General features: G+C 67.5%; 22 protein-coding genes. 7 read left to right on the plus strand and 15 right to left on the minus strand.

Annotated elements, in window-relative coordinates; all coding sequences use genetic code 11:
- From murG to dinB, 12 genes are all read right to left on the minus strand, one after another.
- Positions 1–1,173 carry an undecaprenyldiphospho-muramoylpentapeptide beta-N-acetylglucosaminyltransferase gene (gene murG, locus AC1DZV_RS07095; RefSeq protein WP_476952008.1) on the minus strand — a complete coding sequence of 391 codons (1,173 nt, stop codon included), beginning with the start codon at positions 1,171–1,173 and terminating at the stop codon, positions 1–3.
- Positions 1,174–1,183: 10 nt separating this feature from the next.
- Complete coding sequence (gene ftsW, locus AC1DZV_RS07100) at positions 1,184–2,713, minus strand: putative lipid II flippase FtsW (RefSeq protein WP_476952007.1); 1,530 nt, start codon at positions 2,711–2,713, stop codon at positions 1,184–1,186.
- 2 nt (positions 2,714–2,715) lie between these two features.
- The gene (murD, locus tag AC1DZV_RS07105) at positions 2,716–4,317 is read right to left on the minus strand and encodes a UDP-N-acetylmuramoyl-L-alanine--D-glutamate ligase (protein WP_476952006.1); all 1,602 of its coding nucleotides are present in this window, start codon (positions 4,315–4,317) and stop codon (positions 2,716–2,718) included.
- Complete coding sequence (mraY, locus tag AC1DZV_RS07110; protein WP_028275881.1) at positions 4,299–5,408, minus strand: phospho-N-acetylmuramoyl-pentapeptide-transferase; 1,110 nt, start codon at positions 5,406–5,408, stop codon at positions 4,299–4,301. The genes murD and mraY overlap by 19 nt, the downstream gene beginning before the upstream one ends.
- The gene (locus AC1DZV_RS07115; protein WP_476952005.1) at positions 5,405–6,973 is read right to left on the minus strand and encodes a UDP-N-acetylmuramoyl-tripeptide--D-alanyl-D-alanine ligase; all 1,569 of its coding nucleotides are present in this window, start codon (positions 6,971–6,973) and stop codon (positions 5,405–5,407) included. Before AC1DZV_RS07115 ends, mraY begins: the two co-directional genes overlap by 4 nt.
- A gap of 6 nt (positions 6,974–6,979) precedes the next feature.
- Complete coding sequence (locus AC1DZV_RS07120; RefSeq protein ID WP_476952004.1) at positions 6,980–8,641, minus strand: UDP-N-acetylmuramoyl-L-alanyl-D-glutamate--2,6-diaminopimelate ligase; 1,662 nt, start codon at positions 8,639–8,641, stop codon at positions 6,980–6,982.
- Positions 8,642–8,838: 197 nt separating this feature from the next.
- Positions 8,839–10,641 carry a peptidoglycan D,D-transpeptidase FtsI family protein gene (locus tag AC1DZV_RS07125; RefSeq protein WP_476952003.1) on the minus strand — a complete coding sequence of 601 codons (1,803 nt, stop codon included), beginning with the start codon at positions 10,639–10,641 and terminating at the stop codon, positions 8,839–8,841.
- Positions 10,642–10,682: 41 nt separating this feature from the next.
- A complete protein-coding gene (gene ftsL, locus AC1DZV_RS07130) occupies positions 10,683–11,363 on the minus strand; it encodes a cell division protein FtsL (RefSeq protein ID WP_476953335.1) in 681 nt (226 codons plus the stop codon).
- Positions 11,360–12,358 carry a 16S rRNA (cytosine(1402)-N(4))-methyltransferase RsmH gene (gene rsmH, locus AC1DZV_RS07135; protein ID WP_476952001.1) on the minus strand — a complete coding sequence of 333 codons (999 nt, stop codon included), beginning with the start codon at positions 12,356–12,358 and terminating at the stop codon, positions 11,360–11,362. Before rsmH ends, ftsL begins: the two co-directional genes overlap by 4 nt.
- Before the next feature lie 226 nt (positions 12,359–12,584).
- Positions 12,585–13,013: a division/cell wall cluster transcriptional repressor MraZ gene (gene mraZ / locus AC1DZV_RS07140; RefSeq protein WP_028275887.1), complete on the minus strand. Its 429-nt coding sequence runs from the start codon at positions 13,011–13,013 to the stop codon at positions 12,585–12,587.
- Positions 13,014–13,449: 436 nt separating this feature from the next.
- A complete protein-coding gene (locus AC1DZV_RS07145; RefSeq protein WP_476952000.1) occupies positions 13,450–13,821 on the minus strand; it encodes a DUF3040 domain-containing protein in 372 nt (123 codons plus the stop codon).
- A 294-nt stretch (positions 13,822–14,115) separates the two neighbouring features.
- Complete coding sequence (gene dinB, locus AC1DZV_RS07150) at positions 14,116–15,372, minus strand: DNA polymerase IV (protein ID WP_476952025.1); 1,257 nt, start codon at positions 15,370–15,372, stop codon at positions 14,116–14,118.
- Positions 15,373–15,487: 115 nt separating this feature from the next.
- On the opposite strand from dinB, the gene AC1DZV_RS07155 reads away from it, so the two are divergent.
- Entirely contained in the window at positions 15,488–16,015 is a 528-nt protein-coding gene (locus tag AC1DZV_RS07155; protein ID WP_476951999.1) for a hypothetical protein, read from the plus strand.
- Complete coding sequence (locus tag AC1DZV_RS07160) at positions 16,012–17,106, plus strand: polyprenyl synthetase family protein (protein ID WP_079553917.1); 1,095 nt, start codon at positions 16,012–16,014, stop codon at positions 17,104–17,106. The genes AC1DZV_RS07155 and AC1DZV_RS07160 overlap by 4 nt, the downstream gene beginning before the upstream one ends.
- A gap of 135 nt (positions 17,107–17,241) precedes the next feature.
- Here AC1DZV_RS07160 and AC1DZV_RS07165 read toward each other — a convergent pair whose 3' ends face one another.
- Positions 17,242–17,595, minus strand: coding sequence for an Rv2175c family DNA-binding protein (locus tag AC1DZV_RS07165; RefSeq protein ID WP_026266238.1), 354 nt, complete (start codon positions 17,593–17,595; stop codon positions 17,242–17,244).
- A 308-nt stretch (positions 17,596–17,903) separates the two neighbouring features.
- On the opposite strand from AC1DZV_RS07165, the gene AC1DZV_RS07170 reads away from it, so the two are divergent.
- The gene (locus AC1DZV_RS07170; RefSeq protein WP_476951998.1) at positions 17,904–19,295 is read left to right on the plus strand and encodes a lytic transglycosylase; all 1,392 of its coding nucleotides are present in this window, start codon (positions 17,904–17,906) and stop codon (positions 19,293–19,295) included.
- Positions 19,296–19,416: 121 nt separating this feature from the next.
- Complete coding sequence (locus AC1DZV_RS07175) at positions 19,417–21,573, plus strand: Stk1 family PASTA domain-containing Ser/Thr kinase (protein WP_476951997.1); 2,157 nt, start codon at positions 19,417–19,419, stop codon at positions 21,571–21,573.
- Positions 21,574–21,719: 146 nt separating this feature from the next.
- Here AC1DZV_RS07175 and AC1DZV_RS07180 read toward each other — a convergent pair whose 3' ends face one another.
- Positions 21,720–23,114 (minus strand): class II 3-deoxy-7-phosphoheptulonate synthase, encoded by a 1,395-nt coding sequence (locus AC1DZV_RS07180; protein WP_223916664.1) that lies wholly within the window; start codon positions 23,112–23,114, stop codon positions 21,720–21,722.
- Positions 23,115–23,198: 84 nt separating this feature from the next.
- Complete coding sequence (locus AC1DZV_RS07185) at positions 23,199–24,041, minus strand: lysophospholipid acyltransferase family protein (protein WP_476951996.1); 843 nt, start codon at positions 24,039–24,041, stop codon at positions 23,199–23,201.
- Positions 24,042–24,152: 111 nt separating this feature from the next.
- Here AC1DZV_RS07185 and AC1DZV_RS07190 point away from each other — a divergent pair, with 111 nt between their 5' ends.
- Genes AC1DZV_RS07190 through AC1DZV_RS07200 form a run of 3 tightly spaced genes read left to right on the plus strand, consistent with a single transcriptional unit; the run spans position 24,153 to position 26,453 of the window.
- On the plus strand, positions 24,153–24,953 hold the full coding sequence (locus AC1DZV_RS07190; protein ID WP_476951995.1) for an alpha/beta hydrolase: 801 nt from the start codon (positions 24,153–24,155) through the stop codon (positions 24,951–24,953).
- A complete protein-coding gene (locus AC1DZV_RS07195; RefSeq protein ID WP_476857719.1) occupies positions 24,950–25,753 on the plus strand; it encodes an alpha/beta hydrolase in 804 nt (267 codons plus the stop codon). The genes AC1DZV_RS07190 and AC1DZV_RS07195 overlap by 4 nt, the downstream gene beginning before the upstream one ends.
- Positions 25,746–26,453, plus strand: coding sequence for a hypothetical protein (locus tag AC1DZV_RS07200; protein WP_476951994.1), 708 nt, complete (start codon positions 25,746–25,748; stop codon positions 26,451–26,453). Before AC1DZV_RS07195 ends, AC1DZV_RS07200 begins: the two co-directional genes overlap by 8 nt.
- Positions 26,454–26,473 lie beyond the last annotated feature (20 nt).

The raw sequence follows: 26,473 nt of genomic DNA on the forward strand, positions 1-26,473 counted from the left end.
CTACTGCTTCCTGCCGTGCTGGTTCGGGCCCTGCTGTTTCGGACGCTGCCGGTTCCCGCTGTGCTCGTTCGAAGACGCGACGTCGAGGATGAGATCGGCCATGCGCCGGTCGGCGTCGCGGATGCCGAGCTGTTCGGCGCTGGCTGCCATCCGGGCCAGCCTGTCCGTGTCCAGCAGCAGGGGAATGATGTTCCCGCTGATCCAGTCGGCGGAGAAGGCCTTGTCATCGACGATCAATGCGCCTCCCGCGGCGACCAGGCCCGCGGCGTTCAGCGCCTGCTCGCCGTTGCCGATGGGCAGGGGCACGAAAACGGCAGGCACGCCCACGGCGGCCACCTCGCAGACCGTGGCGGCTCCGGCACGGGCCAGCAGCAGGTCCGCCGCGGCATAGACGGTTTCCATGCCGTCGACGTACTCCACCTGCCGATAGCCTGGCGCGGCGAGCGGTTTGCCGTCGGCGTCGTGGACGGACTTGCCGCGGCCGGTGATGTGCAGGGTCTGCACGCCGGCGTCGGCGAGGGCCCCTACGGCCGCAGCGAGGGACCGGTTGATGCTCTGGGCGCCCGAGGACCCGCCCGTGACGATGAGCGTCGGCCGGTCCGCGTCCAGGCCGAGCGCCTGCCGTGCACCGGCCCGGGCGGCCGCGCGGTCGAGGCCGGAAATTTCGGGGCGCATGGGCATGCCTACGTGCCGGGCGGCGCGGCCCAGTTTGGTCGCGGCGAAGGCCACTGCCACGTGGGCGCCGAGGCCTGCGCCAACGCGGTTAGCCAGGCCGGGACGGGTGTTGGCCTCGTGGACCACGATCGGGATCTTCCGGCGCCGGGCAGCGAGGTACATCGGTGTGCACACGTACCCGCCGACCCCCACCAGGACGTCGGCGCCTGCCTCGTCCAGGATTGAACCCGCCTGCTTCACCGCACCGGCCATCCGGCCCGGCAGCCGGAGCAGGTCCGCGGAAGGCCTGCGCGGAAGCGGGACACGGCTGATGGTGGCAAGGTCCAGGCCGGCCGCCGGGACGAGCCGCGCTTCCATTCCGCCGGGGGTCCCGACAGCCAGGAGCTGCACTCCGGGCCGGGACTTCCGGAGGGCGCCGGCGATTGCCAGCAGCGGGCTGATATGGCCGGCGGTTCCGCCGCCGGCAAGGACTACGGACAAGGGCGACTCGGTGTTCATGAAGGGCTGTTTACGCTTTCGTACGGTTCTTGGCGGCGGGGCTCTTGGCGGGGCTCTTGGTGGCGGGGCTCTTGGCGGGGCTCTTGCCTGCGGGGGCCTTGGGTCGGGCTGCCGTGCGGGCGGCGGACCGGCTGGAGGCCGTGCTGGCGGCGGACCGGCTGGCGGCAGTCCTTGCAGCCCGGGCAGCGCGGGCCCTCCGGACGGAATTAGCGAAGGCGGCCGGGCCGAACCTGAGCATCTTCTTCGGCTGCATGCCGGGGTCCATCTGGGCCCGGGCCAGGGACAGGACGACGCCGATTGCGCACAGCGACATCAGCAGGGCCGAGCCGCCATAGGAAATGAAGGGCAATGGGACACCGATCACCGGTGCCAGCCCGGTGACCACGGCCATGTTGACGCTGGCCTGGCCCAGCAGCCAGACCATGATCGTGCCGGCCAGGACGCGGTGGAAGACATCGTGCTGGGCGACGACCACGCGGTAGATGGCGGTGCCGAGGATGGCGAACAGGACCAGGACGACGATCGTGCCGACCAGTCCGAGTTCCTCGCCGATGATCGCGAAAATGAAGTCGTTGTGTGCTTCCGGGATCCAGCTGTACTTCTGCCGGCTCTGGCCCAGTCCGACACCGAACCAGCCGCCGGATGCGAGCCCGTACAGGCCGTTGGTGGACTGGTAGTTCAGGTCGGAGCCGTCGGCGCAGGTCTGGCCCGTCCATGACAGGATGCGGCACATCCGGTTCGGGCTCGTGACGGCGAGGATCGTCGCGCCAAGGGCCAGGACCGCCCCGGCGAAGCCGAAAAGGTACAGCCGCACGCCGGCGAAGAACAGCGCGGCGGCCACGATGATCATCACGATCATGGCCGTCCCGAGGTCGTTTCCGGCCAGGATGAGGCCCAGGACCGCAATGGCGCCCGGGAGCACGACCGGAATGAGCGCGTGGCGCCATTCGTGGAGGAGCTTGGCCTTGCGGTCAAGCACGGTGGCCATCCAGAGCGCGAGGGCAAGCTTGGCGGCTTCGGAGGGCTGGAACGTGAACGGACCGACGTCGATCCAGTTCTGGTTGCCCAGCGCGCTGCGTCCCACGAGGAGAACAAGGCCCAACAGCGCAATGGCCAGGAAGATGAGCGGCCAGGCAAAGCGCCGTAGCCAGACGACGTTCACGCGGGAGAGGACAAGCATCGCGAAGACGCCAATCGCGGCGAATCCGCCCTGTTTGAGGGCGGCCGAGTACGGCGACTCCCCCGCGGCGATGGCTTCCACGCTGGAGGCCGAGAGGACCATCATGATCCCGATCGCCGTCAGCGCCAGGGTGGAGCCAAGGATCAGGTAGTACGTGGATCCGTTGCGGGACTTGCCGGTGCCTTCCAGCGCGGACCAGAATCCGCGGCTCCAGGCACGCACCCGGGCAGCGGGGGTGACGGCGGGGCCGCCGGCCGTTGGCCGTGCCGCCGAAGGGGCCGGACGGCCGGCGGGCGTGCCACTACTGGCCCCGCCTGCGGCGGATCGTGTCGTCGTCGTACGTGTGGGCGTGCTGACCATTGTTACTCCTCGCTGGTCTGAGCCTGCCCTTCCACGAGCTCGTGGACAGCTTCGATGAAGGCATCGCCACGGTGAGCATAGGAAGAGAACTGGTCCATGGAAGCAGCCGCCGGGGCTAGCAGCACAGTGTCCCCGGAGGCGGCCAGCTGCGCCGCCGAGGCAACGGCCTGGGCCATCACAGTCTCGCCGAAAATCGGCGAAGGGCCTGCGTCGGCTTTGGCCGTACCGGCAGTCTGCACGTCTTCAGTCTCGCCCTTGCCCTGCCCGATCACGGGGACATCCGGCGCGTGTCGCTTCAGGGCGGCCTGCAGGTCGCTGGAGTCCGCGCCGATCAGGACCACGGCCTTGAGCCGGCTGCCCTGTTCCTGGATCAGGGAGTCGTAATTCACGCCCTTGGACAAGCCTCCCGCGATCCACACCACATTCTGGAACGCGGACAACGAGGCGGCGGCGGCGTGGGGGTTGGTGGCTTTGGAATCGTTGATCCACAGCACACCCTCATGCCGGGCCACCAGCTGGATCCGGTGGTCTCCCGGAAGGTAGTTCAGCAGGCCCTGGCGCACAGCCGATGGCTCCACCCCGTAGGCCCTGACCAGGGCAGCGGCTGCCAGCGCGTTGGCCACCATGTGGCGCGGCGCCACCGGTCCCAGGTCGGCGATCGAGGCGAGTTCGGCCGCGCTGTCCTTGCGTTCGGCGATGAACGCCCGGTCAACCAGCAGCCCTTCCACGACGCCGAGCATGCTGATGGCCGGGGTCAGTGTGGTGAATCCCACGGCCCGGCAGCCTTCCACCACGTCCGCGTCCTCGACCATGCGTTCGGTCTCGATCTGCTCGGCGTTGTAGATGCACGCCTTCTGCGTGTTCGCGTAGACCTTGGCTTTGTCGGCCAGGTAGGAGGCGTAGGAGCCATGCCAGTCCACGTGGTCTTCAGCGACGTTGAGGCACACGCTGGCCACCGGCGACACCGAGTGGCTCCAGTGCAGCTGGAAGCTGGACAGTTCCACCGCGAAGGCGTCGTAGTCCACGGGATCGCGCAGGGCGTCCAGGATCGGGGTTCCGACGTTGCCTACGGCGATCGCTTTCAGGCCGGCGGCCTGAAGCATGGATTCGGTCAGGCCGACCGTGGTGGTCTTGCCGTTGGTGCCGGTGATGGCCAGCCAGTCGGCGGTCTTGCGTCCCTCGCGTTCGCGGAGCCGCCAGGCGAGCTCGACGTCGCCCCACACCGGAATGTGCGCCCGCGCCGCTGCGGCGAGCAGGGCCTGGTCCGGGCGCCAGCCCGGGGAAGTGACCACCAGGTCCGGCTTCTGCCCGTCGATCTTCGGAACGGACTCCACCGCTTCCTCGCCCAGCAGGACGTCCACGGCGCCGACGATCCGGAGCGTGTCGGCCTGGGCCAGCGCCTTGGCGCTGGTGGCGGCGTCCACCACCACCACCCGGGCGCCGAGTTCAATGAGGGTGTCGGCGGCGGCGAATCCGGAGACGCCGATGCCGGTGACCACGACGCGCAGGCCGGCCCAGTCGGAATCCCAGGTGGTGAGTCCCTGCAGCCGGGGCGAGGTGGTGAGCGGGGCGGGGATGGGACTGGTCACAGCAGCACCACCCATTCGGCGTAGAAGATGCCCAGGCCGGCGGCGACAAACAACCCGGACAGGATCCAGAACCGGACCACCACCGTGACTTCGGCCCAGCCCTTGAGTTCGAAGTGGTGCTGGAGCGGTGCCATCTTGAAGAACCGTTTGCCCTTGGTGATTTTGAAGTAGCCCACCTGGATGATGACCGAGAGCGTGATGAGGACGAAGAGCCCGCCGATGAAGGCCAGCAGCAGTTCAGTGCGGGACAGGATCGCGAAGGCTGCGACGGCGCCGCCGATGGCTAGAGAGCCGGTGTCGCCCATGAAGATCTTTGCTGGCGAGGTGTTCCACCACAGGAACCCGACCATCGCCGCGCTCAGGATGGCGGCCAGCAGGGCCAGGTCCAGAGGGTCGCGGACCGAGTAGCAGCCGCTGCCGGCCTGCCTCGGGGATCCGCAGGCCTGATTGCTTTGCCAGATGCCCATGAGCGTGTAGGCCCCGAACACCATGACGGAAGCGCCGGCGGCCAGGCCGTCGAGGCCGTCGGTGAGGTTCACGCCATTGGTCGCGGCCGTGACGATCAGGTTGGACCACAGCACGAACAAGATGGCGCCGAGCACGGTTCCGGCGAACGCGAGGTTAAGCCACGGAATATCGCGCACCAGCGAGATCTGGGTGGACGCCGGGGTCAGGCCCGCGGCATTCGGGAAGTTCAGCGCCAGCACGGCAAAGATGATGCCAACGGCGCCCTGGAGGATCAGCTTGGCCTTGGCGTCCAGGCCCAGGCTGCGCTGTTTGGAGATCTTGATGAAGTCATCCAGGAATCCGACCAGCCCCATGCCCACCATGAGGAAGAGCAGGAGAAGCCCGGAGGCGCTTGGCCCCGGTGAGTGCGGGTTCATCATCCACATGATCAGGTGCGTGAGCCCGTAACTGACCAGGACCGCCACGACCACCACGGTACCGCCCATTGTGGGTGTGCCCCGCTTGGTGTGGTGGGAGGTGGGTCCGTCGTCCCGGATGAATTGTCCGTAGCCCTTGCGGACCAGGAACCGGATGAACAGCGGGGTGCCCACAAACGCGAGGAGCAGCGCCATTCCGGCGCCCATCAGCAGTGCAATCACAGCTGTGCACTCCCTTCTGTGGCGGTGGCAGCAGTTCCCTCAGCAGGTCGCTCGGGAGAGTCTTGGGTGGCATGTGGGGGTAATGCTATCCGATCCCCCAAGTGGCGCAGCCCGATGCCGTTCGATGACTTGAACAGGACCAGGTCGCCGGGCTGGAGCTCGGCTTGGAGAAGCTCGTAGGCCTCGTCCGCCGTCTCGGCGAAAACGCATTCGTCGCCCCAGGAGCCTTCGTTGACGGCGGAGACATACAGCGACCGCGCCTCCCGGCCCACCACGACGAGCCGCGAGATGTTCAGCCGCACCACCTGGGTGCCGACTGCCATGTGCTCGCGGATGGAATCCGGGCCCAGTTCCAGCATGGCGCCCAGGACCGCCCAGGTGCGGCGGCCGCGGCCCAGTTCGGCCAGCGTCCGCAGTGCTGCCCGCATGGACTCCGGGTTGGCGTTGTAGGCATCGTTGATGACAGTCACGCCGTCGGGACGCTCCGTGCGCTCCATCCGCCAGCGGCTGGCGGCGGTCTGCGCGCTGAGCGAGGCCGCGATCTGCGCGCCGGGGATGCCGGCCGCGTGCGCCGCGGCCGCGGCCGCGAGGAGGTTGGCCATGTGATGGGCGCCGATCAGCTTGGCGGCGACGTGGTGCCGGGTTGGTCCTTGCTGTGCCGTCACCTCGGCGGGCAGGTAGAGCTCAAATTCCGGGTGGCCGTCGGCGTTCAGTTCCACATCCGCGGCTCTCACCACATCGGCTTGGGCCACGTCGGCCTGGATGGTGTTGTCCGGGCCGGTGCCGGCCGCGCGTGAGGTGTAGCCGAGCACGCGGGCCCGGGTCCGGGTGGCCATCGCGGCGACGCGGGAGTCGTCCAGGTTCAGCACGGCGGTGCCCCCGGCCGGGAGCGCCTCCACGAGTTCGCCCTTGGCGACAGCGATGTTCTCGACGCCGCCGAACTCGCCGGCGTGGGCGGAGCCGACGCCGAGGACGACGCCGATCTCCGGCCGGACCATGTCCGCGAGGTATTGGATGTGGCCGATGCCCGTGGCGCCCATCTCGATGACGAGGTAGCGGGTGTCGAAGTCGGCTTTGAAGACTGTGAGCGGCACGCCGATCTCGCCGTTGTAGGACCCTTGCGGTGCAACTGTGGCACCTTCGGCGCCGGCGGCCGTGAAGATTCCGGCGAGCAGGTCCTTCGTGGTGGTCTTGCCGGCGGAGCCGGTGATGCCGACCACGGTGAAAGCGGCGCCGGCCGCGGCGCGGCTGGTGCGGATCCGGCGGACGGCTTCGGCGGCCAGCGCGCCCATGGCGAGGACAGCGTCCTCAACGACGACGGCGGGATAGTCCGTTCCGGCGGCGTCGGCCACTTCGCGCTCCACGAGCGCCAATACGGCACCCCGGTCAAAGGCTGCGCCGACGAAGTCGTGTCCGTCGGCGTTCTCCCCCGGTTTGGCCACATAGAGGGAACCCGCCGTGGCCTCGCGGGAGTCGGTCACCACGGAGGCGGGGGTAATTCCCGGTTCCGCGGCGAGCCGGCCGTTGGTTATGTCGGCGATTTCCGCCGCTGTAAATGCAATCATCTCGGTTTAGGACTCTATCCGGTGGTCTTCGAGAACGGTGAATCCCCGTGCTGTCAAGGCGTTCCGAAGCTCCACCCGGTCATCCAGTGCCAGGTTGACTCCCTTGACTTCCTGCCAGACCTCGTGCCCGCGCCCGGCTACGAGGATGGTGTCCCCGGCTCCGGCGAGCTCTACGGCCTTCAGGATGGCGGCGTCGCGCGGGAAGACCTCCAGGACTGTGCAGTCCAGGCCTTCGTCATCCTTGGCCGCCAGGGCCCCGGCAAGGACGTCCGCGCGGATGGCCGCCGCGTCCTCGTCGTGGGGATCGTCGTCGCTGACAATCACGGTGTCCGCCAGCCGCGCCGCGATGGCCCCCATCGCGGGGCGTTTGCCCTGGTCCCGCTGTCCGGTGGCGCCGAAAACGATGATCACTTTGGATCCGGGTTCCGGGGACCGGACGGCTTCGAGGGCACGGGCCAGCGCGTCGGGGTTGTGCGCGAAGTCCACCACGGCGGCCGGGGCCGTGGACACGAGCTGCATCCGGCCCGGCACCGCAACGGTGAAGGGATCCGCGGCGTCGAGGGCGGCCTGCACCGCGGCCGGCTCGTGGCCGCCGGCGAGGACCATCACTGTGGCCAGCGCTGCATTGGCGACATTGAAGCCGCCCGGCAGGCCCGTGTGAACGCGCAGCTCGGCGCCGTCGCGGTGCCGGAGGACGAAGTCGGAGCCGAGGCCCCGCGGAGCAGTCCGGGCAACGGTCCAGTCCGCGGTCCCGTCGGCGTCAGCCGGCCCGGCGCCGTCGGCCCCGGCCGTGACCAGGGTCGTGACCGGGATTTCGGCGGCGGCCGCGAGCTTGCGGCCCCAGTCATCATCGATGGTCACGACGGCGGCGCGGGCGCGTTCCGGCGTGAACAGCCGGGCTTTGGTCTGGAAGTATTCCTCCATGGTCCCGTGCAGGTCCAGGTGGTCCTGGGTGAGGTTCGTGAAGCCGGCGACGTCGAACACCACGGCGTCGACGCGGTGGAAGGACACGGCGTGCGAGGAAACCTCCATGGAGGCGGCATCGAGCCCGCGTTCGCGCATGAGCGCCAGCAGCGCGTGCACATCCGTGGATTCGGGCGTGGTCAGCAGGCTCGGTATCGGCTCCCCGCCGGCCAGGATCTCAATCGTCCCGATCAGCCCGGTCCGCTTGCCCAGCGCCCGCAGCAGGGCATTGATGAAATAGGTGGTGGTGGTCTTGCCGTTGGTGCCTGTCACCCCGAAGAGGGCCGGCGCCCCGGCGCCGTCGGGCCTGCTCTGGTAGATGAGCGCGGACAGCCGGCCGACCACGCTGCGCGGCTCGTGGGCCAGCAGCACCGGGACGGCGATGTCATGGCCCAGGGCCAGCAGGCGCGCCCCGGCGTCGTCTGTCAGGACCGCCACGGCGCCAGCGTCGACGGCCTGGGACACGAAGTCGGCCCCGTGCCGTGTGGCGCCCGGCAGGGCCACGTACAGGTCTCCCGGGCGGACGGACCGGGAGTTCAGGGAGATCCCGATGACCTGGACGGAGCCGGACGCACCGGGAACGGCGACGCCAATCGCCGCGCCAATGGCTGCCAGCGGCACTGCGGCAACCGCAGTGGGCCGGAAGCCCTGGGTGGAGTCATGGCCGGACGGCGCGGAAGCATCGGGGTCGGTGAGCTCTGACAAAGTGGATCTCCGTTGTGGTGCTAGTGGATCGGGCACTGAACTAATCGGGCACTGAAAAAAATCGGGCACTGAAAAAAATCGGGCACTGAATGAATCGGCACTGGTAGATCGGGACCTGCGCACGCGGAAATGCTCCGGCGCGCAGGCAATGGGTGTGGCGTCGGCTGGTGACTTCCGGGTGCCAGGTGGAACAGGCGCTACTTGGCGTACTGCGGCAGCCGCGCGGGTTCGCCGGTGGAGGGCTGGACGTTGAATGTGCGCAGCGTCTGGCTCATCACCGAACGGAACACCGGTCCGTTGGTGATTCCGAAGATGCTTCCCTTGGGCCGTTGCAGGACCACCTCAACAATAAACCGCGGATCGTCCATGGGCGCCATTCCGATGATGGAGGCTGTATAGCCGCAGAACCCTGATTTGCCGTCGTCGCAGGGCGATTCGGATGTGCCGGTCTTGGCACCCACCCGGTACCCGTCGATGGCAGCCTCTTTGATCTCACCCTCGGTTACGGCGCTCTCAAGGATGTCGCGGACCTGTTTGGCCGTCTCCTTGGAGACGACCTGCTGCGGAGCCTTGGCCGGGACTTTTTCCTCGGCACCGTCCGGGTTGATGTAGCTGTCGATCAACCGGGGCTGGAGCATCACGCCGTCGTTGGCGATGCTCTGGTAGGCCCGGACGGTCTGGAGGGTGGTTTGGGCGACGCCCTGGCCGAAGAGCACGGTGTACTGCTGGCGCCCGTCCCACTGGTCGGCCGGGGTCAGGATGCCCTTGGATTCGGCCGGCAGACCGATGTCGGGGGCCTCTCCGATGCCGAACTTCCGCAGCCACTCATAACGCTGTTCCTTGCTCAGCCGCTGGCCCACCATGACTGTGCCCGTATTCATGGAGTAGCCGACAATGCCCGCCAGCGTCCGCTGCTCGGTGCCGTGTTCGAACGCGTCGCTGAAGGTCTGGCCGTCCACGGTGTAGGTCGGTGGAATGGTGAACCTGTCCAGAGGGCTGGACTTCCCTTCCTGGATCGCCGCTGCGGCCGTGATCATCTTCTCCACCGAGCCGGGCTCGTAGGCGGCGGTGACTGCCCGGACCCCGCGGTCCTCGGCGGCAACCTTGCCGGGGTCGTTCGGATCCGGGGAGTCGGTATCGGCCATGGCGACGATGTTTCCGGTCTTGGCGTCCTGGACCACAATCACACCCCACTCGGCGCTGAGCTTGTCCTTCTGGCTTTGGATCGCCTGCTGGGAAAAGTACTGCAGGTCCGAGTTCAGCGTGAGTTTGATGTCCTTGCCGTTCACCGCCGGCGTCAATTGGTCCACGCCCACCGGTATGCGCAGTCCGTCGGCGCCGATTTCAAACAGCCGCTTGCCCGGTGTGCCTTTGAGTACCTCGTCCTGGGTCTGTTCGAGGCCCGCCTGTCCGGTGCTGCCGTCCTTGAGGAAACCCACAATTCCGCCGGCCACGGAGCCGTTGGGATACACCCGCTTGCTGGTGCCTTCGGTGACGACGCCGGGAATCTGCAGCTTGGACACCTTATCCTCGACGTCCGGCTTCAGGTCCTTGGCCACGATGTAGTAGCGCTGGGTTCCTGTCAGGGCATCGCGGAGGGTGCCGCGGTCCATGCCGAGCACGGCGGCGAGTTCGGAGATGCCCTGGTCCCGGGTGACCTTGACGAGTTCGTCCTTGCCGTTGATGGTCTCGAACCGGCGGAAGGATTCGGTCTTGGTATTGACTGTCTGGTCCACCACGACGTTGTAGCGGATGACGCTGCTGGCCAGGACCGCGCCGGAGGAATCAAGGATGCTGCCGCGCTCCGCGGGCAGCACGGTGGGCGTGAGCCGGTTGTTGAGGGCGGCCTCAGCCAGTCCCCCGATGTCCAGGCCCTGGACCATGAACAGCTTGCCGCCGACCACCAGCAGGAGCGCCAGCATGATGCCCAGCCCCACGCGGAGCCGCCGGGTGGGGTTTGGGGCTTTCGCCTTGCTTGCCCTGCCGGAGTTCTTCGCCACGGTGAGTCCTTGCTGCTTGCCTTGCTGGTGGTCAGTGAACGTTACTGCCCCGGCGTCTTCTGTGCGGGGGCGGGAACCGAGCCGCCGTGGAGCTCCACGGCGGGGGCGGCGGGTTTCGGTACGGGCTTCACAGCTGCCGGCGCCTTGTCTGTGTCCGCCGGTTTGGTGTCTGCCGGCTTGGTGTCCGCCGCCTTGCGCTGGGCGAGAGGCTCGTTCTCCGTGGCCGACGGGACCACCGTGAGCTGCCCGGCGACGGCCGGTGCAGCGATGACGGCGCCCGGGGCATCACCCTTGACGGCCGGCTTGGCCTTGCCGGTGACGTTGAGGGTGGAGAGGTCGATCTGGCCCTTGGCGACCGAAGCCACCATGCCCAGCTCCGTGGCCTTGGCCGCCAGGTTCTGCGGGGCGTCGAAGTTCTGCACCTGCTGGGTGAGGTCCTGGTTCTGCTTGGTCAGTGTGGTCTGTTCACTGCGGAGCTGGACCAGCTGGTACTGGGCGGAGGAAACGGAGATGTTCAGGACCAGCACGGCCATAAGGGCAATCGCCAGGAGTCCGAAGCAGAGCACCACGAACGGTGCGCGGCGCTTGCGCGGCACGGATCGGACCACCGACAGCGGGGTGCGTGCCTTGCGGGGCTGGTCAAGGCCGGGGCGGAGGCCGGGCAGGGCACGGGCAGTGGCGCCCTGGGCAACGGGGTAGCTGTTGACGGCGGCGGTGCTCATGCGGCTCTCCTGGCTTTGATGCGTTCGACGGCGCGCAGCCGGGCGGAAGCTGCGCGGGGGTTTTCGGCGATTTCAGCGGCGGTGGGTACCTCGGTGCCCTTTGTCAGGGTTTTGAGTTCGGCTTTGTGCTCTTCGAGTTCGACCGGGAAGCCGAGCGGCGCCGAGGACTTCGATCCGGCCTGGAAGAAGCCCTTGACGATCTTGTCTTCCAGGGAGTGGTAGGACATGACCACCACGCGGCCGCCGAGGGCGATGGCCTCGATCGCTGCCGGGATGGCGCGCTCGAGGACGTCCAGTTCCTCGTTGACCTCGATCCGGAGCGCCTGGAAAGTGCGCTTCGCGGGGTGGCCGCCGGATTTGGCGGCACCGGCTGGCACCACGGCCCGGATCTGGTCGACCAGTTCGCCGGTGGTGGTGAAGGGCTTTTCGGCGCGCGCGGCCACGATCCTGTTCGCGATGCGGCCGGCGAACTTCTCTTCGCCCCACTTCCGGATGATCCGGACGAGTTCTTCTTCGCTGTAGTTATTGACGACGTCGGCGGCCGTCTGGCCCCGGCTGGTGTCCATCCGCATGTCCAGGGGCGCGTCGAAGGAGTAGGCGAAGCCGCGCTCCCGCTCGTCCAGCTGGAGCGACGATACGCCGAGGTCCATGAGCACACCGTGGACTTCGGTGAAGCCCAGGTCTTCGAGGACGTCCGGGATTTCGTCGTAGACGGCGTGAACGAGGTCGGTCCGGTTCTCGAAGGGCGCCAGCCGGGCCCCCGCCAGTGCCAGGGCCTCCTCGTCGCGGTCGATGCCGATCAGGTGAAGGTCCGGGAAGCGCTCCAGGAGGGCCTCGGAGTGTCCGCCCATGCCGAGCGTCGCGTCGATCACCACGGGGGTCTCGCCGCGGCTCCGTGCGGCGTCGATGCCGGGGGCCAACAAATTGATGCACCGGTCCTTGAGGACCGGTACATGGCGTTCGGACGTCGGCTTCGCCTGGTCGGGATCCGTCATGCCTTCGTCCTTTCGTTGGCCTTGTTTGTTTTTGAGCTTTGCTTGTTGAGCTTTGCTGGTTGCGGATTGCTTGGTACTGCTCTTACGCAACGTTCCTTGGTCCAGATCCCCATCCGCGCCTATCCTGCGCCGGCCTGGCTCCGGGGAAGTGAGCCAGGACAACAACCGGATGGGCGGCTGGAGATCTCGATCAAGGAACGTTGTTTGCTGGTGGATCAGTGGGGGTTCAGAGAATCCCCGGGATGGCGTCGTCTGTTTCCGAGAAGGCGGTTTCCTTTTCGGCCAGGTACTCATTCCAGGCTTGGGCGTCCCAGATCTCTGCCCGGGATCCTGCGCCAATGACGGCGAGTTCCCGGCCAAGACCTGCATACTCCCGGAGCGCCGGCGGAATCGTCACGCGCCCCTGCTTGTCAGGTACCTCGTCCGAGGCTCCAGAGAGGAAAACACGGATGTAGTCACGTGCCTGCTTGGAGGAAATTGGAGCCTCCCGCATCTGCTCGTGAACCCGGCCGAATTCCGCCTCACTGAAGACGTAGATGCAACGCTCCTGGCCCCTTGTGAGAACCAGCCCGCTGGCAAGTTCCTCTCGGAACTTCGCGGGGAGGATAATTCGACCTTTTTCATCCAGACGCGGCGAATGTGTGCCGAGAAACACGGCCCACCGCCTGTCTGTTTTAGGAAGTCCAACGTCCCCTGTGCTGCCACTACCCTCTTACGTCCTCCACATTACTCCACATCGCTCCACAGTCAACGACACGCCCGGGATGTTTAGACAATTCTGCGGATGTTTATCCCCCTTCTTCCCAGCATTTGCAGGGAATCGGGACTGGCGGGGGAAAGTGGAGCGATTTTTCCCTGCTTGCCTCCCACCCCGCACCGATTGACGCGGCGCACCGGCGCGGGAGCGAATAATTCGGCGCGGTTGTCCCTTATTACGGCGCCATCGAAGCCAAATTCCAGCAATGCTGCAGCAAAGGTGCCGGAAATTACCGCCTTAAATGGCGAAAGACCCGCCGAAGCGGGTCTCGCGCCGCTCCCCGGCGGACCGGTGGCGGGAAGTGGAGGACTTTACGGGGCCGTCACTGAGCGGTTTAGGACTCGCCCCCGTGCCGTTCGTCCCAGCGCTGCTCGAGGTTGCTCATGAACGAACTCCGGGGCTTGCCCTGCTTGCGTCCGCCGGCTGCCCTGGACTTGCCCACCGCAGAACTGCGCATCGTGGCGAAATAGACTCCGGCGCCCATCACAACAAAGCCGAGGACCCCGACAAAGATGTTCTGCATCGACACCCCGACCAACAACAGCAGGACGCCCGCGAGAGTCGCGAGCACGCCGATGACTAGGTGGCGGGTGGACCATGAGCGTCCGGGGACCGATCCCATTGAGCTTGCAAACTTTGGGTCGTCCTCATGCAGCTGCTTCTCAAGTTGCTCCAGCAACTTCTGTTCGTGTTCCGAGAGCGGCATCACGACCTCCTCAAGTCTGCCAACGTCCGGGCATGACGTGGCCATTGCCCTAATTCCCTAACGCCCGGGATTCCGAAGTGGTTCCCCCGTCACCGCCATTGGTGAAAAGGGGGGCAATTCAGCTCTCCCGCGCCGGTCTTAGCTGGCCAGGTCGCCCGAACGGTCGATCCAGTAGTCCTAAACCTAGGTATTAATAAGGATAGATTGTCGCGGCCTGTTCTGAAAGACAGTCTTAAGGCCCTTTCGCCGCCGGAACACTTGGGAACGGGCGGCCCGCCGGGGTTCCGGCCGGGCTTACTCGGGGGCGCCCCCGGAATCCAGGAGCCGGGCCGGAAGGACTGACTTGTTGCCGAACTTCCGGGTGACAGCATCGAGGGCTTGTTCGGCGGCCCGCCAGTTGTCGTCCCGGCGGTCAAGACTGAGCTGAAGCGGGGCATCGGCGGCCTCTTCCAGCTGCTCGGCGCGGATGCCGACCAGCCGGACCGTCATGGGCCGCTCACCCACCGATTCCAGGAGCTGCACCGCCACCGCGTACAGGAGTTGGGCGCTGTCGATCGGTGTGCTCACGGTGCGGCTGCGGGTAATAGTGGAAAAGTCGGCGTAGCGCAGCTTGAGAGCCACGGTGCGGGCGTGCATGCCGGCACTGCGGAGGCGCTCCGCCGTCCGGTGCGAAAGCCGCAGCAGCTCCCTGTGAAGCAGCGCGTCATCCGCGGTGTCGGTGGCGAACGTCTCCTCGGCACCAATGCTCTTTTCCAGGCGGACCGGCGTCACGGGCCGTGGATCGATGCCCCAGGAGAGCCGGTAGACATGCTCCCCCGATGCGCCCAGCAGCTTGCGCAGGGAAGGCAGCGGCGACGCGGCCACGTCCGCCACCGTCCTGATGCCCCGGCGGGCCAGCACCTCCACGGTCTTGCCGCCGACTCCCCAGAGCGCACTGACGGGAAGGCTGTGCAGGTAGGGAACGGTTTCCTCCGGCCTGATCAGCAGCAGTCCGTCCGGTTTGCAGCGGGTGGACGCGATCTTGGCCACAAACTTGCTGGCGGCGATGCCCACTGATGCCGTAATGCCCAGCTCCCGGAACACGCGTGCCCTGATGAGTTCGCCAATCTCCCGTGGCGGCCCGAGCCTCCGGATGGCTCCCCCGACGTCCAGGAACGCCTCATCAACGCTGAGCGGCTCGACGAGGTCGGTGATGGAACCAAAGATTGCCATGATCTGGCCGGACACTTCGTAGTACAGCTTGTGGCGGGGCTCGATGATGACAGCAGAGGGGCACATCCGCGCCGCCACCACCATGGGCATCGCTGATCTGACGCCGAAGGCGCGGGCCTCATAGGATGCGGAGAGCACCACGGAGCGGTCTGCCGGGTAGCCCACAATCACGGGCTTTCCCTTCAGCTCGGGCCGGCTGCGCAACTCCACGGAGACGAAGAAGGCGTCCATGTCCACGTGCATGATGCTGCTGCGCCGCAGTTCCAGCAGGGAGTCCCCTCCCAGGCTGCCGGCGGGCTGGACCTGGGGCTGTGCATTCGAGGGCCCGTTGGGGTGCATATTCGTCTGCACTGTCTGCTGATTCTCTGCGTCCGGCCCCACGTCTTCAATCCTATGCCCGGGGACTGACTAAACTGGAGGCTGATTCCGCTTCAACCCCAGGAGGAAAGTCCCTGTGAAGGTATTTGGACAGCGCAAACGTGCCGCAGCCGCCATCGCGGCGGCTGGCGCGCTATTGGCCTTGGCCGCATGCACGCCTGCCGGCACCGGGAGCCCGGCGGCGTCGCCGGCGTCGACCCCGGACGCCTCTGCGCAGTCCTCCACCACGGCTCCCCCCAGCCCTTCCGCGGCGCCCGGCACGTCAGCCACAGTCGGCGCCCTCGTGCCCGGCTTCCCGCAGAAACTCCTGCCGCTGATGCCCGGGGCACAGGTGGTCTCCAGCAGCTTCGACAAAACCACGGTGCCGGCAACCGCGGCACTGGTCGGCAGCATCACCGCCCCCGCCGCCGATGTCCTGGCTTTCTACGCCAAGGGGCTGCAGGCGCAGGGCTTCAAGCCCGTACCCGGGGAAACCGTCGGTGCCCTGCCGTCCAAGGACTTCCTGCGCGGGGACAACGAAACCGTGAACATCTCCGTCATGCAGACAACTGGGGTGTCCACGTTCACGATCGGTGCGAACGTCGCTGCCGAGTCCGTCAAGTGAGTCTCGCCGAACAGCTGCGGCTCGAGCAGGCGGATTACGTGGCCGCCGTCGCCGGCAAGCTCACCGAGTTCCTGACCAGCCGCCAGGCAGTTATGGCCTCGATCTCCCAGGACATCGATCCGCTCATGGGCTCGATCTCAAACCTGGTCACGGGCGGAAAGCGCCTGCGGGCGCTCATGTGCTACTGGGGGTGGCGCGGCGCGGGCGGAGAAGCCGGCGCGGCCGAGGTGGTCACGGCCGGCTCGGCCCTGGAGCTGTTTCAGGCCGCGGCCCTGATCCACGATGACATCATTGACCGCTCGGACACCCGCCGGGGCGGACCCAGCGTCCACCGCAGGTTCATTGAACTGCATGAGGCCCAGGGCTGGGCGCTGGACAGCGAGCGGTTCGGCCACGCGGCAGCGATCCTGACCGGGGATCTGTGCCTGTCCTTCAGCGAGGAATCGTTCACGGAGATCGGACACCGGGCAGCCTCCGGCAGCCCGGCACGGCTGATCTTCAACCTCATGCGCGCAGAAGTCATGGCCGGGCAGTACCTCGACATCCTGGAAGAGGTCGCCGGGCCCCGGCGGGACCGCGCCGGGGCAGTCAGCCGGGCCCAGTCCATCATCCGGTTCAAGTCGGCCAAATATTCCACCGAGCACCCGCTCGCCCTCGGCGGCGCCCTGGCCGGCGCCGGCGACGAGCTGCTGCGCGGCTATTCCGCCTTCGCGCTGCCGCTCGGCGAGGCGTTCCAACTGCGGGACGATGTCCTTGGCGTCTTCGGTGACCCCGTCACCACCGGCAAACCTGCCGGGGACGATCTCCGTGAGGGCAAGCGCACGGTCCTGGTGGCCTTCGCCCTGGACCAGGCCTCGGCGGCTGAATCAGAGTTCATCGACGCCAAGCTGGGCAGCCCCGATCTCGGCGATGCGGACATCGAGGAGATCCGGCGGATCATCGTGGACTGCGGTGCACTCCAGGCCACGGAAGTGCTCATCGAGGAGTTCGGCAAGGCCGCCTTCGCCGCCCTGGACCTGCTGCCGCTTCAGGAGCTGCCCAAAACCGCGCTCCGGAGGCTGGCAGAAGCCACGGTCAGCCGCGCCGCTTAGCCCGGCCCCTCACGGCAGTACCGCCTTTTATAGGGTGCCTGGAAACGCCGCGGGCCGTGCACGGTGCAAGAGCAGTGCACGGCCCGTCAGGCACGTCCGGGGGATGCTGCCGGCGCAGTTGCTGCCGGTGTGCTTTTACCAGGCCAGTGATTGTGCCCTGCGGCGAATTTCGGTCTTGCGCCCTTCCCGCAGGGCGTCAATGGGCCGGCCGCGGAGGGAATCGTCCGGCGTAAAGAGCCAGTTGATCAGTTCCTCATCCGAGTATCCGGCGTCTGAGAGAACAACGATGGTGCCTTTCAGGCTCTCCACCGCATGCCCGTCCTGGATGAAAGCCGCAGGCACGGACCGGATGCGCCGGTCGCCGATTCTCACGGCCGCCAGCGCACGCTCGTCCAGCAATGCATGGACCTTGGTGATAGATACGTTCAGAAGCTGTGCGACATCGGGCAGGGGCAGCCATTCGCCCACGAGGCTTTCTACATTACTCACGCATAAAGATTGCCATGGCCGGTGCCCCGCCGCCTAGTCGGCATCCGCAGAATTCACCCTGCGGCCATGGCCGGTCCCGCCCAGCCGGAATGCCGCCCGGCAACACCGAGGGACTCCACTGGAACGACTTTCGGGCGACACTCCACCGGAATCCGGTTTGCGGAATGTCAAACGGTTCTTGTGCTAATTGCCAATTCATGAGAGATTCACATAGATCACATTTGTAACAGAAATAACTTTTGTCACACTGGTAACACCAGTTCTACCGGCCTGACCGCAGCGTTGCCGCTGAGAAGAGGATCTTTCCAATGACAACCTCACGTTCGCCACAGCTCCGTCCGGGGCGCAGCCTGCCGCTTATCGCGGCGACGACGGCGGCGCTTCCCGCCGTCGTGCTTTCCTCCCTGGCGATCGCCCAGCCTGCCGCAGCCGAATCGCGGGTGCGGTCGGTCCCGGCAACGCTCGCGGCAGCCATGCGTGCCCAGGCGAAGGCTGACGCGGCGACATCCCTGAAGGCGGCAGTGATCCCGGCTGCCTCCGTCCCGGTGACGCTGCCGAGCGCCTTGCGGCCCGCGCAGGCGGCTGCTCCGGCCGTCTACACGATCGCCCGCGGCGACACCATCAGTGCCATTGCCGGCCGCTACGGCCTGGACACGTTTGCCGTGCTCAAGCTGAACAACCTGCAGGCGAACACCATCATCTACCCGGGGCAGAAGATCAAGCTCACGGGCTCGTCGCCGGCGCCGGCAGCGCCCAAGCCGTCCGCACCGGCGAAGTCGACGCCGACAACGCCCGCCTCGGGCGGCAGCGTGTACGTCGTTAAGTCCGGCGACACCCTGAGCGCCATCGCCACCCGCCACGGCGTTGGGCTTTCCGAGATCTTCAAGTGGAACGGGCTCGGGATGAGCTCCGTGATCTATCCCGGCCAGAAGGTCAAGGTCGGCGGCGGTTCCAGCGCGCCGGCCCCCTCCGCACCGGTGACGGCCGCCGCACCCAAGCCGTCGGCGCCCGCGCCGGCCAGTTCCGGCTCCTACACCATCAAGGCCGGCGACACCCTCTCGGGCATCGCGGCCCGCAACGGTGTCAGGCTCTCGGACGTCCTGTCGGCCAACCGGCTGACAATGTCGAGCATCATCTACCCCGGCCAGAAGCTCGTCATCCCCGGCGCGTCGACCATCGCACCGGCATCGAGCACGCCTGCCACCACCACGCCCCTCGTGCCCAGCACGTTCCTCGGGTTCAGCTACCCGGCCGCGGTGGTCAGCTCGGCCAACCAGAACAAGGCGCTGCTCAATGCCTCTCCGGTGCCCACCCGCCAGCAGATGAAGTCGATCGTGGCGGACACGGCCCGGCGCATGGGCGTGGACGCCAGCCTTGCACTGGCTTTTGCCTTCCAGGAATCCGGCTTCGACCAGCGTGCCGTGTCACCGGCCAATGCGATCGGCACCATGCAGGTCATCCCGTCCTCCGGCGAATGGGCTTCCGATCTGGTGGGCCGCAAGTTGAACCTGCTCGATCCGTACGACAACGCCACGGCAGGCATCGCGATCATCCGCCAGTTGGTCCGCACGAGCCCGGATGTGGACACCGCAATTGCCGGCTACTACCAGGGCCAGTACTCGGTGAGCCAGAACGGCATGTTCGAGGACACCAAGGGCTACGTCGCCGCCATCAAGGCCAACCGGCAGCTGTTCGGCTAAACCCGGCCGTTCGGCCAACTACAGACTCCAGCACAGGCTCCCTTTCGGCGGAGCGTGACGCTACGGGCCCGGATCGCATGTTGATTCGGGCCCGTTTCTGTCCAGCGACTACGATTGTAAGGTGCAGGAATACGTGTCGGATGCTCTCGTAGGGAACCTGGTGGACAACCGCTACCAGGTTCAATCCAGGCTTGCCCGCGGCGGGATGTCCACCGTGTACCTCGCCACGGACCAGCGCCTTGAGCGTGATGTCGCGCTGAAGGTGCTCCATCCCCATCTGGCCGACGACCCGCAGTTCCTTGACCGGCTGGGCCGCGAAGCCAAGGCTGCCGCCCGGCTCTCCCACCCGCACGTCGTGGGCGTCCTGGACCAGGGCGAAGACGGCCGGCTCGCATATCTGGTGATGGAATTCATCAAGGGCCACACGCTGCGGGATGTCCTCAATGACAAGGGCGCCCTGTCGCCGCGGCTGGCCCTGGCGCTGATCGATCCGGTCGTCGAAGGCCTCGGCGCCGCGCACGCCGCCGGAATGATCCACCGGGACATCAAGCCCGAAAATGTCCTGATCGCCGACGACGGGCGGATCAAGCTTGGCGACTTCGGCCTGGCACGCGCTATCTCGACGTCGACGAGCACGGGCGCCCTGATCGGGACTGTCGCCTACATCTCCCCCGAACTTGTCCTGGGCAAACAGGCAGATGCCCGCAGCGACATCTATTCGGTCGGGATCATGCTCTACGAAATGATCACGGGCCGGCAGCCGTTCGAAGGCGACGTGCCCATCCAGGTCGCCTACCAGCACGTCAATTCCACCGTCGCAGCGCCTTCGCTGGAGGTGCCCGGGCTGGCCGCGGAGATCGACGAACTCGTCCAGTGGTGCACGGACCGGGACCCGGACAAGCGCCCCGTCGACGGCAGCGCCCTGTTGTCGGAACTGCGGCACATCAGGACCAACCTCAGCGACGCCGAACTCGACCTCCAGCCGCCGGCGGCCCGCAGCACCCTGCCGGCCGTGGCAGCACCGCCAACCCGGCCTCCGGGCGGTACCGGTCCGGCGTCGGACGCGCAGGCAACGGCCCACGTGCTGCCGCCCGCCGAAAGGCCCACGGAATTGCAGACTGAGGTATACGGCAGCCTCGCCCGGCCCACCGAGATGATTTCCCGCACCAGCGGCAACCCGACCACCGTGATGTCCGGTGCCCCGCGGCGTCCGGCCTACGGACCGTTGTCCACCCCGGACGAGGCGGCCTACGAAGGCGCCGGGTATGACGGCCCGGCGGAGAGCGCGGTTGCCCCCAGCAAACGCGCCCAGCGCAAGCTGGACCGGGACGAGGAGAAGGCGCGCCAGCGCGCGGCCGCCACGCCCACCAGGACCCTGCACGAGGGCAACCCCCGGCGCCGCGGCTTGCTGTGGATCGTCCTGCTCGTCGTCGCGGCGCTGCTCGCCGCCGTCGCCGGCTGGTTCTTCGGCATGGGTCCGGGGTCGCCGGGAACGATTCCCCCGGTGGCGAACAAGACCGTTGCCGAGGCCCAGGACCTGCTCCGCACCGCCGGCTTCCAATCCACCGTGAAGGATGTCTTCGACGACGACGTCTCGCCCGGGCTCGTGGTCGGCTCGGAGCCGACCGCCGGCGAGGTCATCCGCAAGTTCCAGCCGGTGTCGCTGGCCGTGTCCAAGGGCCCGGAGCTGTTCCCGCTGCCGGAACTGGCCGGCAAGAGCCTGGAGGAGGCCAAGACCACGCTCAACGGCGCCCAGATGGCTTTGGGCCCGATTACCGAGACCTTCGACGAGAAGGCACCTGCCGGAACCGTCCTTGCCCAGGCTCCGCGCAGCGGCAACCCGGTCAGGCACGGGACGCCAGTGGGCCTGACCGTCTCGAAGGGCCCGCAGCCCATCCCGGTCCCGGATGTCCGCGGGCAGGGGCAGGACGCCGCCGTTAAGTCCCTTGAGGATGCAGGCCTGAAGGCCGTGGTGGCCCCGGAAGCAGTGAACGACAGGAATGTCCCCGAGGGCGCGGTGCTGGCGCAGGACCCGGCCTCCGGCAACCTGACCAAGGGCGGCACCGTCACCTTGACCATCTCGAAGGGCCCGAAGCTCGTCGAGGTGCCCAGCTTCATCGGCAAGCAGGCCTCGGAGGCCCAGGAAGCCCTTGAGAAACTCGGCTTCAAGGTCCAGGTCGATAACATCCTCGGCGGTTTCTTCGGCACGGTCCGGGACCAGAATCCGGTGGACACGAAGGCCCCGGAAGGCTCGACCGTCACGCTCACCGTCGTCTGACTGGCACCCCGCTCCGGCCCCTGCTGCTCGCACAAGAAAGCTCCGCCCGGCTGCTGTAGCCGGGCGGAGCTTTTTGTCAGAATGCGTTCTGTGGGAAACGTTCTGCCGGAATGCGTTCTGCCGGACGCGTTCTGTCCATCAGTGCGTCAGCGCTTGGAGAGCGCTCCGGCCACCAGGAACGCCATCTCGAGCGACTGCATGTGGTTCAGGCGCGGATCGCAGACGGACTCGTAGCGGTCCAGGAAGGCTTCCTGGTCGATCGGGTCGGCTCCGCCGAGGCACTCGGCGACGTCGTCACCCGTCATCTCCACGTGCAGGCCGCCGGGAACGGTGCCGAGCGCGTGGTGGACTTCGAAGAATCCGCGCACTTCGTCAATGACGTCGTCGAAATTGCGGGTCTTGTAGCCGTTGGGCGAGGTGACCGTGTTCCCGTGCATGGGGTCGGTGACCCAAAGGACCTGGGCTCCGGAGGCGGTGACGCGCTCGACGATCGCCGGCAGCTTCTCGCGGATGTTGCCCGCACCCATGCGGGTGATGAAGGTGAGCCGGCCGGGCTCCCGGTTCGGATCCAGCTTGTCGATCAGGCGCAGGGCGTCGTCGCCGCTGGTCGACGGGCCGAGCTTGACGCCGATCGGGTTGCGGACGCGGGAGAGGAAGTCGACGTGTGCGTGGTCCAGCTCGCGGGTCCGCTCCCCGATCCAGAGGAAGTGCGCGGAGGTGTCGTAGGGCAGCCCCGTGCGCGAGTCGATGCGGGTCAGGGCGCGCTCGTAGTCCAGCAGCAGGGCCTCGTGGCTCGCGTAGAATTCCACCCGCTTCAGGGCCTCGAAATCGGCACCGCAGGAGGCCATGAACTTGATGGCGCGGTCGATGTCCCGGGCCAGGGACTCGTAGCGGGCGTGGGCCGGGTTCTCGGTGAAGCCCTTGTTCCACTGGTGCACCAGGCGCAGGTCCGCGAAACCGCCCTGGGTGAAGGCGCGGATCAGGTTCAGCGTCGAAGCGGAGGTGTGGTAGGCCTTGAGCATCCGGCCGGCGTCGTGGGCGCGGGACTCGGGCGTGAAATCGTAGCCGTTGACGATGTCGCCCCGGTAGGCCGGCAGGGTGACGCCGTCGCGCGTTTCATCGTTGGAGGAGCGGGGCTTGGCGAACTGGCCAGCCATGCGGCCCATCTTGATGACGGGCATGGCCGCGCCGTAGGTCAGGACAACGGCCATCTGCAGGATGGTCCGGACGCGGGCGCTGATCTTGTCCGCCGTCGCGGCTTCGAAGGTCTCGGCGCAGTCGCCGCCCTGGAGCAGGAACGCCTTGCCCTGCGCGGCGGCGGCGAGCCGCTCGCGAAGAATGTCCACTTCGCCGGCGAACACAAGGGGCGGGAGGACGGAAAGTTCCTTGACGGACGCCTCGAACACAGCCGGGTCCGACCAGGTGGGCTGCTGCGAGGCCGGGAGCTCCCGCCAGTTGTCCAGTCCGGGATAGTTGGCGGCTCCGCTCTGGGCGGTGCTGGTCAGCGGGGAAACTGGTTTCTCAGATAGCTCGGTCACTATCTAAGGATAGTAGTCCCATCAAGGTTCGGGGGCCCTGCCTGTCATTGACAGCCCGGCTGCCGTCATATGGCGCCCGTGGCCCGCTCATGCGGGGCCGGGAACCTCCGGCCCCGCGTCCCCGGCAGCGGTTTCATTCGGGGTTTCCGGTGGGGCCGTGTTTGGGGCTTCGTTCGGGGTATTGCCGGCGGCCGCATCCTGCACCGCGTCAGGGCCGGCAAGGGTTTTGTCCGGGGCCGCGTCCTGCGCTTTGCCCGCCAGGCGGAGCTTTACGACGGCGGCGTACTCATCCACGTATTCCTGGCCGGAGAGGCGCATGAGTTCGTACATGATCTCGTCGGTCACTGAACGCTGGATCAGCCGGTCATCCTCCATGCCGTAGTAGCGGCTGAAGTCGAGCGGTTCGCCAAAGATCATGCCGATGCGGCGGATGTTGGGCACGCGCTTGCCGATCGGCTGGACTTTGTCCGTTCCGATCATTGCCACCGGGATGACCGGAACACGGGCCTGCAGCGCAAGGCGCGCAACCCCCACCTTGCCGCGGTAGAGGCGCCCGTCGGGGCTGCGGGTCCCCTCGGGGTAGATGCCCAGGAGGGAACCCTTCTTGAGCACGTCCATGCCGGCGTTCAGCGACTGCGCGGACGCGGCGCCCCCGGACCGGTCCATGGGGAGCTGGTTGGTGAGCCGGAAGAAGGCTGCGGTCAGCCTGCCCTTGATCCCGGTGCCGGTGAAGTATTCGGATTTCGCCAGGAACGCGACCGGCCGCGGCACCATGACCGGCATGAAGATGGAATCCGAGAAGGAGAGGTGGTTCGAGGCAAGGATCGCGGCGCCCTCGGCAGGGGCGTTGTCAAGGCCCTTGACCCAGGGCCGGAACAGCAGCCTGAGCACCGGCCCCAGGACAAACGTCTTCATGAACCAATAAAACACTCGGTGACCTCTCCGGAAGGCGTCTGGCCTGCGGCCCGAACCGGTCCGGCCAGGCTTCAATGGACACCTTACTCTAGTGAGTTTTGGCGCTAAGGGTGACACGATGGGCTCATGACTGAAAGCAGCACTTCCCCTGCGCCCGCCGCTTTCAGCTACCCCGGCCACGGCCCGAACGCCCGGACCGGTGTGGCCATCTGCCACGGCTTCACAGGCAGCCCGCTCAGCGTCCTGCCGTGGGCCCGCCACCTCGCCGCCCAGGGCTTCGCCGTATCGGTACCGCTTCTGCCCGGGCACGGCACCCACTGGCGGGACCTCGCCCGGCAGGGCTGGCAGGACTGGTACAGGAGCTTTGAAACGGCGTACCTGGACCTGGCCGCCCGGACTGATGACTGCTATGTCGCGGGACTGTCCATGGGCGGCACGATCGCCCTGCGTACCGCGGCCCGCCACAGCGTGGCCGGCGTGGCCGCCGTCAACCCCGGCCTGAGCTTCTATGACCGCAGGGTCCGGATCGTGGGACTGCTCAAGTACTTCCAGCGCACGACCACGCCCATCCAGGAGGAGAATTCCACGGCGGCCACCACTGACGACGGTGACTACTCCCTGACGCCGCTGGCCGCCGTCCACCAGTTGCGCCGGCTGTTCGCCGCGACCCTCCGGGACCTGCCGTCCGTCTCCGCCCCGGCCCTGGTGTTCAAGTCGGACACCGACGCCGTGGTCCCGCCGTCGTCCCTGGCGCTGCTGCGCAGGCGGCTCGGGTCCCGGGAACTCACGGTGGTTCCCCTTCCGCACAGCGGGCACGTTGCCACCCTGGACGCCGATGCGCCGCTACTCTTTGAAGAATCAGTGCGTTTTTTCCTGCAGCACGCCCACGCCATTTCGCCGCCCCGCGCCCCCTCGGAGACCCCATGAGCATCCTCCCGGACCACTCGCCGTTCAGCAGCCCGTTCACGGGAACCATCCCCCGGACCGGCGTCGTGGTCTCGCACGGCTTCACCGGTAGCCCGCACGGTGTGCGGGACTGGGCGTTGTCCCTGGCCGGTGCCGGGTTCGCCGTCCGGCTGCCCCTGCTGCCGGGGCACGGAACGAGCTGGCAGGAGCTGGCCAAGACCCGGTGGCAGGACTGGCATGCTGCCTTGGACGCGGCCTACCTGGAGCTTGCGGAAGAATGCGACGTCGTGGTCGTGGCGGGGCTGTCCATGGGCGGCGCCCTCGCGTTGCGGATCGCGGCCACCCGCCCCGTGGCGGGGGTGGTGGTGGTCAACCCCGGCCTGGTTATCGATGATCCCCGCGCCCCGCTGGCGGGCGTCTTGAAGTTTGTTCTCAAGAGCACCCCGGCGATCGCCAATGACATTCTCAAACCGGGCATGGATGAGTGCGCCTACCCGCGCACTCCGGTGGCCGCCGCGCACGAGCTCAACAAGATGTTCAAGGACACCGTGCGGCTGCTGCCCCGCGTCACGGCTCCGGTCCGGGTCTACCGTTCCACAGTGGACCATGTGGTGTCCGAGTCCAGCATGGAGGCCCTGCGCCGCGGGTTGACCAACGCCCCGCTCGAGGTGGTCCGGCTGGAAAACAGCTACCACGTCGCTACCATGGACAACGACGCGCCCGAGATCTTCCGTGGCACGGCCGAATTTGTCCGGTCCGTTGCAGCCGCCGCCGGTCCGGGCGCCGCCCGCGCCAGCCGGAAGGACACGGCCAATGACTAAACCGGACCCCGGCGTCCCGGACCCCGAGACCCCTGACCCCGACGACGCCCGGTCGCCTGGCGCTGACGCATCCGGCCTCCAGCGTCCGGGCACTACCCCGCCCCCTGAGGCGCAGGACCCGGCCGCCGCGGACGCACCGCTTGCCGATGACGACGCCGTGTGGCTGGATCTCGTCGCCAGGCTGGAAGGGGTCGGGGCAGCCGGGGACGAGGCAGTCGGGGGAACTGACGGCCCGGCCGGCGGAACGGACAGCGCCGCCGGCACCGGCGCTGGATCCGGCGCCGGCACCGGTGCGAACAGGTCGTTCAGCGATTTCGACCCGCTGGGCCTCGCCGGCGTCGCGCCGATCGAACTTTCCGCCAGGGAGCGGCTCGCCTCCGCCCCGGGGAACCCGGCCGCGGGCAGCAGTGAGGCACCGGACACCGCATCCGGCCCCCGGGACTACGAGGCCGACGACGACGATGGCGTGTTCGTCCCGGAGGAGCCGCCCAGCCTGGCCGGTGCAGATCCGATGACCGTCCTTGCCTGGATTGGCGCGGTGGGTGGCCCGATTGCGCTCGTGTTCTCGGCGATGTTCTGGCGGTCGGCCCCGACGCTGGCGATCGTGGGCATGGTGGCCGCGTTCGCGGCCTCCGTGGTGTTCCTGATCATGAAGCTGCCGGGCGAGAAGGACGAGCACGACGACGGGGCTCGCATCTAATCCACCCAGTCAGGACGCCA

It is taken from the genome of Arthrobacter sp. P1_D12 (assembly GCF_056406175.1).